Source organism: Paralcaligenes ginsengisoli, from assembly GCF_054781135.1.
This window is the reverse complement of sequence record NZ_BAAGUZ010000007.1, coordinates 100,218-108,088: the sequence shown is the minus strand read 5'-3', so window position 1 is coordinate 108,088 and position 7,871 is coordinate 100,218. Positions and strand designations below refer to the sequence as shown.

Sequence of the window (7,871 nt, the reverse complement as noted above, 5' to 3'; positions counted from 1 at the left end):
CGCGCCAGCGGCGTAGCGAGTTTGGCCCGACGCCCGCCTGGACGAGGTAGATCCGGATCCAGCACGCCGTGCCGGTCCTGACCCCAAGCCCCGATAGACGGCGTCTTTAAATACCAAACCGTCGAATGCACAGTAAACACTTCGAACAAAAAATGCGCTGGAAATGACGCTCCACCGAGGCAAGAACGGCTTATTCGACCATGCGGTTCAGGCGCTCGGCATCCAGCGGCGTCTGACCGTTTTCCACGCGCTGTCCCAGTTCCTCCATGGCCTTGCATAATTTACCGATGCGTTTTTCCTGGCTCGCCGCATGATTGATAAGCTCATGCAATACCTTGACCAGAGGATCGTCGTCATTTTGATCGACCCCGTACGGGGCAAAGCCCTCCGTATGCTGGGCGGCTTGTTCGGGCCGATTGTTACGGCGCAACAATTCTTGCAGGGGCTTGCCGTTCCAGTCGGTTTCACAGGGCGAGCGCTCGCCTTCGGCGGAATTTGCCGGCGTCGCGGCCGGCGTCGGTACAGCGGCGCCGGCTGCGCTATCCGGAACGACAAGCTCCTGCTCGGCGTCCAGGCCGGCAGGCTGCGCTTCACTGCTTGGCGCAGTTGTCGCGCCCGCGTCTTCCCTGAGTATGATGCGGGCTGGATTGCCGACTGCGGTAGCGCCGGCTGGAACCGGCTTGACAACGACCGCGTTGGAGCCGATGCGCGCATCTTCGCCCACGGTAAAGCCGCCCAGAATTTGCGCTCCGGCGCCCACCACCACTCCGCGCTCAAGAGTAGGGTGGCGTTTTTCGCCTTTGTACAGACGCGTGCCACCCAGCGTTACACCCTGGTAAATGGTGCAATCATCGCCTATGGCGGCGGTTTCTCCGATAACCACGCCGAAGCCATGATCGATAAACACGCGGCGTCCAAGCGTAGCCCCGGGGTGGATTTCTATGCCGGTCAGGATGCGGCCCAGGTGGGAAATGAAACGGCCCAGCCATAGCCAGTTGCCGCGCCATAGGCGGTGTGCCAGGCGATGCACGAGAATCGCATGCAGGCCCGGATAACAGGTCAGGACTTCCAGACGGCTGCGAGCGGCGGGGTCGCGCTCGAGAATGCAGGAAATATCTTCGCGTAGTTGTGTCAGCATAGGGGGAATCTTAATGCAGCCTTGTTTGCATTACAGGCTAAACCATGTATTTTGTCGGATATTCCAGTATATGGCTATGACTTGTTTGCCGTTTTTATCATGGCCGTGCATAGTCCGCGCAGCATATCGACTTCGTCTTTGCTGAGCGCATTGCGCGCGAACATGTGGCGCATGCGCGGCATGAGCTTTTTGGGGTGCAAGGGATCCAGAAACTGGACGCTGACCAGAGCCTGTTCCCAGTGTGTCATGAGCGCCTGGATTTTTTCATTCGAGGCGGGCTCGTCGCCCGCCTGTGCGTGGCCTTCGGTTTGAGGCAGCAGCGGCAGGGATGCGCTGAGAGCAAGCGCATAGCGCAGCTCCCAGGCAGCCAGTTGCAGAGCCTGCGCCACATTGAGCGAACTGTATTCCGGATTGGCCGGTATGTGGCAAATGCGCTGGCACAGGGAGATGTCGTCGTTGGTCAGCCCGGACCGTTCCGTACCCAGGACAATGGCGATTTGCCCGTCCGGGTATGAATTCAGGTGCTGGCAGCCCAAGCCGGCGGCTTCGCGAATGTCGCAGGCGGGAGGGCCCAGCATCCGTGCCCTGGCCGTCAAGGCGAAGGCCAGGGTGACCGGAGCCAGGGCCTCGGCCAGCGTTGGAACAATACTGACCGCGGCGAGCACGTCGCCGGCTCCGCTGGCCAGGGAATGCGCTTCAGGAAGGTCGAGCACATCGGGGAATCGAGGAGCAACCAGGCAGAGATTCTGGAACCCCATTGTCTTGATGGCGCGTGCCGCCGCGCCGACATTTCCCGGGTGGCTGGGATGCACCATAATGAAGCGAACGCGTGAAAATGCCTGAGTCATTTAAAATAACTGGTTTCCATAAGGTGTTGACTGACTATTTAGGCCTTGTTCAGGCCAAATTTGGTTAAGCTAAGCACTTACGATCTTTTTGTTTAATACGGAATTTTATGCACCCGATGCTCAACACCGCCATCAAGGCGGCACGCCGTGCCGGCACGATTATCAACCGCGCCAGTCTTGACCTGGAACGTTTGCAAGTGGCACGCAAAGGGCCTAAAGATTATGTCACGGAAGTCGACCAGGCGGCTGAAGAAGCCATTATCGACGTTTTGCGTACAGCATATCCCGATCATGGCTTTTTGGGCGAAGAGTCCGGCCTGCAACTGGCCCCAGGCCAAAATGCCGATGCTCAAGCTGAATTCCAATGGATTATCGATCCCCTGGACGGTACCACCAACTTCATCCACGGTTTTCCCGTGTATGCGGTGTCGATTGCCCTGGCCCATCGCGGGCAAATTACCCAGGCCGTCGTATACGATCCGTCCCGCAATGAACTGTTCACCGCCAGTCGTGGCGGCGGCGCTTTTTTGAATGATCGCCGCATTCGCGTATCGGGACAGTCCCGCTATCACGATGCCCTGCTCAGCGCCCATGTGCCCGGGTCGGCGGGGGGGGCCACTCTGTCTTCGCAGTTTTCCAGCCTCTTGTCTGAATGCGCCAGCGCGCGTCGCGTTGGGTCCACCGTGCTTGATCTGGCCTATGTGGCCAGTGGCCGTTTCGATGGCTTTTGCGGTGTCAATCTGAAGCCATGGGATGTCGCCGCCGGAAGTCTGCTCGTACTTGAGGCGGGCGGCCTGATTGCCGATTTCGACGGCGAGCAGGGCTGGATGAAAAGCGGCAGCGTGCTGGCGGCCAGCCCCAAAATATTCACCCAGATGCTGAGCTACGTCCAGGCATAAGCGGGGTGTTGCACGAACGCGGTGGCGTATGGCTTGTCGTGGCGATAAGCGATTGTTTTTCCATTAACGGAGCTCTCTGATGGAGTGGATGCTGGACCTGTCGTCATGGGTCGGCTTGTTAACCCTGGTCGTTCTTGAAATTGTTCTGGGGATAGACAATTTAATTTTTATTGCCATTCTGGTCGAGAAGCTGCCGCCCGCCCTGCGCGACCGGGCCCGGGTAATGGGATTGTCGCTGGCGCTGGTCATGCGTCTGTTGCTGCTGTCGGTGATGTCGTGGCTCATCAAACTGACAGACCCCTTGTTTTCTGCCGGCCCCCTGGCTTTTTCGGCGCGCGATCTGATACTGATCGTGGGCGGTTTTTTCCTGTTGTTCAAAGGCACGATCGAGCTGCACGAGCGTATAGAGGGGCGCACCGCGCACGTGTCGGGTTCGCGCCTGCATGCCAGTTTCTGGGTCATCGTCACGCAAATCGTGATTCTGGATGCGGTTTTTTCCATTGATGCCGTAATAACCGCTGTGGGCATGGTCGATCACCTGGCCATCATGATGATGGCAGTCATCATTGCCATAGGCGTCATGCTGGTAGCGTCCAAGCCCTTGACGCGTTTTGTCAACGCCCATCCCACCGTTGTGGTCCTGTGCCTGGGGTTTTTATTGACGATCGGCTTTTCACTGGTGGCTGAAGGCTTCGATTTTCCCGTGCCCAAGGGCTATCTGTATGCCGCCATTGGTTTTTCGGTAGGTATCGAAGCCCTCAACCAGATTGCGCGCCGCAACTTGCGGCGCGTGGATGCCAAGCGCCCCATGCGGGAGCGAACGGCAGAGGGCGTGCTTCGCATGTTGGGCAAGCGCCCGATAGAAGGCCCCGAGCAGCAGGCTGAGGTATCCGAGGCGCCGGTGCCTGTGTTCGGCGTGGAGGAACGCAATATGGTCAGCGGCGTGCTGACGCTGGCGGATCGTTCCATACACTCGATCATGACGCCGCGCACGGATGTTTCCTGGATCAACCTGGACGATGCGCCGGCCACGCTGCGCCAGCAGATTGCCAAGGCGCCGCACAGTTTTTTTCCGGTATGCCGGGGTTCGCTGGACGAGGTCATCGGTATAGGCCGCGCCAAGGAAATGATCGCCGATCTGATCACGCAGGGAAATATCAAACTGTCGCGCCTGCGCGATCCCATCATTGTGCACGAATCCATAGGCGTTCTGCGACTGATGGATACACTCAAGCGCTCGCGCGGCCAGCTGGTCCTGGTTACCGATGAGTTCGGCGAAATCGAAGGGGTGGTCACGCCTATTGATGTATTCGAGGCGATCGCCGGCGAATTCCCCGATGAGGATGAAACTCCCGACATTGTCGCCGAAGGCGATGATCGCTGGCGTGTCGATGGCGCGGCCGACTTGCATCATCTGGAGCAGGTGCTGAATACCGAAGGCCTGGTCGATGACGACGAAGGCTATTCGACCCTGGCTGGATATTTGCTGGAGCGTTTTGGGCATCTGCCCGCTCCGGGCGATAGCTGCGAATTGAAACAACCTTACGCCACTTACCGGTTTACAGTACTGCGTCTGGATGGACGGCGCATCGCTACTGTGCAGATCGAACGCCAGCATGGATCGCAGATCGACGATATCGACGATCAGGATTAGCGTGTGGCGCCGGATTGCTCCCCTGTCGAGTGACGATTTTCTTTATGTCTTGAGGATGTATGACCGAAAGCACGTTTTATTTTATCAAGGCCTTGTTTCTGGGCATTATTGAAGGTTTTACCGAATTCATTCCGGTATCAAGCACCGCGCACCTGCTGTTGATTGGCGACTGGATTCATTTTTCCTCGAACGACGCCAAAGTCTTCGAAGTGGTGATCCAGTTCGGGTCCATACTGGCCGTCATGTGGGTGTTCCGGGAGCGCCTGTGGCAATTGATACGCGGCACGTTTGGCGGTGTGCGCAGCGAGATGATGTTTACGCGAAACCTGCTCGTTGCCTTTTTGCCTGCGGCGGTGATAGGCGCCCTGGCAATCAAATACATCAAGGCCATGTTTCATCATCCCGCTGTGTTTGTCGTGACTCTGATTGTGGGCGGCCTGATCATGTTGTGGGTGGAACGCAAGCCCCATTTTTCCAAGCACGCGGCCGAGGCCGACGATAGCGTGGCCAACGAGCATGTGTCGGCCCGCACCCTGGAAGAAATTACCTGGAAGCAGGCACTGATCGTCGGTTTCGCTCAATGCCTGGCAATGGTGCCTGGCACGTCGCGGTCGGGAGCAACCATTATCAGCGGCATGATGGCGGGAATACAACGCAAGACGGCAACCGAGTTTTCGTTTTTCCTGGCCATGCCCACCATGCTGGCGGCCACGGCCTACGATCTGTACAAGCACGGCAGCGTGCTGTCCGGACAGGAAACCACTGCAATTGTCATTGGCTTTGTCGCGGCGTTTTTAAGTGCGCTGGTGGTTGTGCGCGCGGTGTTGCGCTTTGTCTCCAGGCACACGTACCGTCCTTTTGCCTGGTACCGGATTGCCCTGGGTCTGGTGGTGCTTGCCTGGCTGGCCCTGGCCTAAGGCAGCCGGCAAAATTCGGGACCGTTCCGATCGATTGTCAGCCAGCCGCCGCGTGGAGGCTGGCTGTGGTCGTAATCCCAGTCGGGCAATACGATACGGGTGCAGGCCCGAGTGCCGATCTGGATACGATGGAACGCCGGGCGGTGCGTGTGGCCATGCACCATCAGGTTGATGTCGGTGGCTGTAAAGGCCTGTTCCACGGCGCTGGGCGCGACATCCATGATGCGGTTTGTCTTGTAGCGGTTCGACGATTTGCTGCGGCCCCTGGCCCACGCGGCAATCTTGCTTCGCAGGCTCAAGCTTAGCGATAGAAACAGGCGCTGCACGCGCGGGTTGCGCACCACGCGGCGAAAGCGCTGGTACGCGAGGTCTTCGGTGCAGTATTCGTCGCCATGGCTGAGCAGTACGTCGCCATAGTCTGTCTGCAGGCAGCAGGTATCGGGCAGCAATTGCGCACCCAGGTCATCGACCAGGGTGGCGCCCATTAAAAAATCGCGATTGCCATGGCCCAGCCAGAGCGGGATGGCTTGCGCCGTCTGGCGGAATTTCCGCATTGTTTCGATCAGCCAATCGGGGGGCGCCGCCAGGGCAAAGTCATCGCCTATCCAGGCATCGAAAATATCGCCGCATAAAATCAAGGCATCCGCCTGGGCGCATGCCTTGTCGAGAAATGCGTGGAAGGCAGCTCGCGTGGCCGGTGTTTGGGGCCCCAGATGAATATCCGAGGCAAACCAGACCGCGCCCGCGAGCCGTATCTTATTCAACAATCGAGGCTTTCTCGATAATGACATCTTCAAGAGGTACGTCTTGGTGGAAGCCTTTGCTGCCGGTTTTGACGGCTTTGATTTTATCGACGACATCGGTGCCTTCGACCACCTTGCCAAAGACGGTATAGCCCCAGCCGTTGGGAGTGGGTGCGGTGAAATTCAGGAAATCGTTGTCGGCGACATTGATGAAAAACTGCGCGGTGGCCGAATGCGGATCGCTGGTGCGGGCCATGGCCAGGGTGTAGCGGTCATTCTTGAGGCCGTTGTTGGCTTCGTTGTCGACGGGCGCGTGGGTTTGTTTTTGTTTCATTCCAGAATCGAAACCGCCGCCCTGGATCATGAAGTTGTTGATGACGCGGTGGAAAATGGTGCCGTCGTAAAAGCCTTCTTCCACATAGGTCAGGAAATTAGCGACGGTTTTGGGGGCTTTTTCAGCGTCCAGGGCGATAATCATGTCGCCCATATTGGTATGTAGTTTGACGCGGGGAGTTGTGCTCATTACAGATTTACCTTGAGTAGAGGTTGAAGAGGCTGCCTGCGCTGCGCCACCAGGGCAAAAAGCCAGCGACGCGGCGCAAACAAGGGCAAAAGTGCGTACTGAAGGACTCAAAACGCGGGTAATAAAGGAAAGTAGGCGCATTAGTCTGCTTTGTTTTCAGATGGTTTCTTTTGATTCGGGCTGTTTTCGAGAATGGACTGGGTTTCCACGGCTTTGCTGCGCGCATTGCTGACTCCCAGTTGGGCGGCCTGTTCGAATGACTGCCGGGCAAGCATAAGCTGCACCTGCCCCATATTGGCTTTGGCGGTAGGGTAATTGGGGTTGGCGGTGAGGGCCATTTGCAACGCATCCCGGGCCATTTCCAGTTTTCCCTGCTTGATATACAAGGCGGCGAGATTGTTCCAGGGCTCGGGGAGTTCCGGATAGAGCGTGGTCATGTTCTGGTAAATCGTGATGGCTTCATTGCTGCGCCCCAGGGCTGCCAGCGCCCGCGCATGCAGGAACAGCAGTTGGACATCGGTACCCAGCATATAGCCTGACTGCTCCTGGGCAATGCGCTTTTCGATAACATCGAGAGCTTGCTGGTTTTGTCCCTGGTTCAGCATGGCGCTGATGCGGTCGGTGATCTGCGAGGCCGTCAATGGGATTTCAGTATCTACGCTGGGTGTCAGAGCCTCGAGCACATTGGCCAGCCCCTGCCAGCCGCCGTCCTTTTTGGGAGGTTCGGTAAAGAGCTTGGCGCCGTTTTTTTGATGAGCGGGTGTGCCGACCGGGACCACCATTGAAGTAGACTGTGGGCTTATTCCCTGGGCATCGCCCAGGCCGGTTGACGAAAGAGACGCGGAGAGATCGACATGGGGCTGGAGTCCGGTCGCCGTTGTTTGAGCAATGGCAGCGCGGCACGACAGGCTGCCGGTGAGCAGGGCGATGACTACAAGAGGGCTGGCTAGGTTTCGAAACACAGACTGCGTACCTATATATGTGTAAAAGAGGTTGGTTTGGTGTGAGCGCGCTATTATTTTTTCCCGCTTGCTATACTTATCGACCGCCATTTTAGCCTTGGTTCGAGCCTGGGACGAGTTTTTCGGCATTGAAACCCTGGCCGCTTCGGCGTTAAATCGTCATTTAATCAGAGATCCATCACTGCGC

The 7,871-nt window shown here is 57.7% G+C and carries 8 protein-coding genes; 3 read left to right on the top strand and 5 right to left on the bottom strand.

What is annotated here, in order from left to right; genetic code table 11:
- Window positions 1-190 precede the first annotated feature (190 nt).
- Window positions 191-1,138 carry a serine O-acetyltransferase gene (gene cysE, locus ACYVIS_RS05355; RefSeq protein ID WP_460873432.1) on the bottom strand — a complete coding sequence of 316 codons (948 nt, stop codon included), beginning with the start codon at window positions 1,136-1,138 and terminating at the stop codon, window positions 191-193.
- 74 nt (window positions 1,139-1,212) lie between these two features.
- Entirely contained in the window at window positions 1,213-1,986 is a 774-nt protein-coding gene (locus tag ACYVIS_RS05350; RefSeq protein WP_232743931.1) for an RNA methyltransferase, read from the bottom strand.
- A 107-nt stretch (window positions 1,987-2,093) separates the two neighbouring features.
- Between ACYVIS_RS05350 and ACYVIS_RS05345 the strand changes: the two genes are divergently transcribed.
- The 3 genes from ACYVIS_RS05345 to ACYVIS_RS05335 all read left to right on the top strand — a co-directional run bounded on the left by ACYVIS_RS05345 (window position 2,094) and on the right by ACYVIS_RS05335 (window position 5,456).
- The gene (locus ACYVIS_RS05345; RefSeq protein WP_232743930.1) at window positions 2,094-2,885 is read left to right on the top strand and encodes an inositol monophosphatase family protein; all 792 of its coding nucleotides are present in this window, start codon (window positions 2,094-2,096) and stop codon (window positions 2,883-2,885) included.
- A gap of 79 nt (window positions 2,886-2,964) precedes the next feature.
- Window positions 2,965-4,539 (top strand): TerC family protein, encoded by a 1,575-nt coding sequence (locus ACYVIS_RS05340; RefSeq protein WP_232743929.1) that lies wholly within the window; start codon window positions 2,965-2,967, stop codon window positions 4,537-4,539.
- A gap of 59 nt (window positions 4,540-4,598) precedes the next feature.
- Window positions 4,599-5,456, top strand: coding sequence for an undecaprenyl-diphosphate phosphatase (locus tag ACYVIS_RS05335; protein ID WP_460873430.1), 858 nt, complete (start codon window positions 4,599-4,601; stop codon window positions 5,454-5,456).
- Here the strand turns inward: ACYVIS_RS05335 and ACYVIS_RS05330 are convergent.
- The 3 genes from ACYVIS_RS05330 to ACYVIS_RS05320 all read right to left on the bottom strand — a co-directional run bounded on the left by ACYVIS_RS05330 (window position 5,453) and on the right by ACYVIS_RS05320 (window position 7,684).
- Entirely contained in the window at window positions 5,453-6,220 is a 768-nt protein-coding gene (locus tag ACYVIS_RS05330) for a UDP-2,3-diacylglucosamine diphosphatase (protein ID WP_460873434.1), read from the bottom strand. The two genes, ACYVIS_RS05335 and ACYVIS_RS05330, sit on opposite strands and share 4 nt — an antisense overlap.
- Window positions 6,213-6,722, bottom strand: a complete 510-nt coding sequence (locus ACYVIS_RS05325; RefSeq protein ID WP_232743927.1) for a peptidylprolyl isomerase — start codon at window positions 6,720-6,722, stop codon at window positions 6,213-6,215. Before ACYVIS_RS05325 ends, ACYVIS_RS05330 begins: the two co-directional genes overlap by 8 nt.
- A gap of 140 nt (window positions 6,723-6,862) precedes the next feature.
- The gene (locus ACYVIS_RS05320) at window positions 6,863-7,684 is read right to left on the bottom strand and encodes a tetratricopeptide repeat protein (RefSeq protein ID WP_460873429.1); all 822 of its coding nucleotides are present in this window, start codon (window positions 7,682-7,684) and stop codon (window positions 6,863-6,865) included.
- Window positions 7,685-7,871: the final 187 nt, after the last annotated feature.

Excerpts from the sequence above, each read along its gene's own strand:
- cysE (WP_460873432.1), bottom strand. The coding sequence starts at position 1,138 with ATGCTGACACAACTACGCGAAGATATTTCCTGCATTCTCGAGCGCGAC.
- ACYVIS_RS05350 (WP_232743931.1), bottom strand. The coding sequence starts at position 1,986 with ATGACTCAGGCATTTTCACGCGTTCGCTTCATTATGGTGCATCCCAGC.
- ACYVIS_RS05345 (WP_232743930.1), top strand. The coding sequence starts at position 2,094 with ATGCACCCGATGCTCAACACCGCCATCAAGGCGGCACGCCGTGCCGGC.
- ACYVIS_RS05340 (WP_232743929.1), top strand. The coding sequence starts at position 2,965 with ATGGAGTGGATGCTGGACCTGTCGTCATGGGTCGGCTTGTTAACCCTG.
- ACYVIS_RS05335 (WP_460873430.1), top strand. The coding sequence starts at position 4,599 with ATGACCGAAAGCACGTTTTATTTTATCAAGGCCTTGTTTCTGGGCATT.
- ACYVIS_RS05325 (WP_232743927.1), bottom strand. The coding sequence starts at position 6,722 with ATGAGCACAACTCCCCGCGTCAAACTACATACCAATATGGGCGACATG.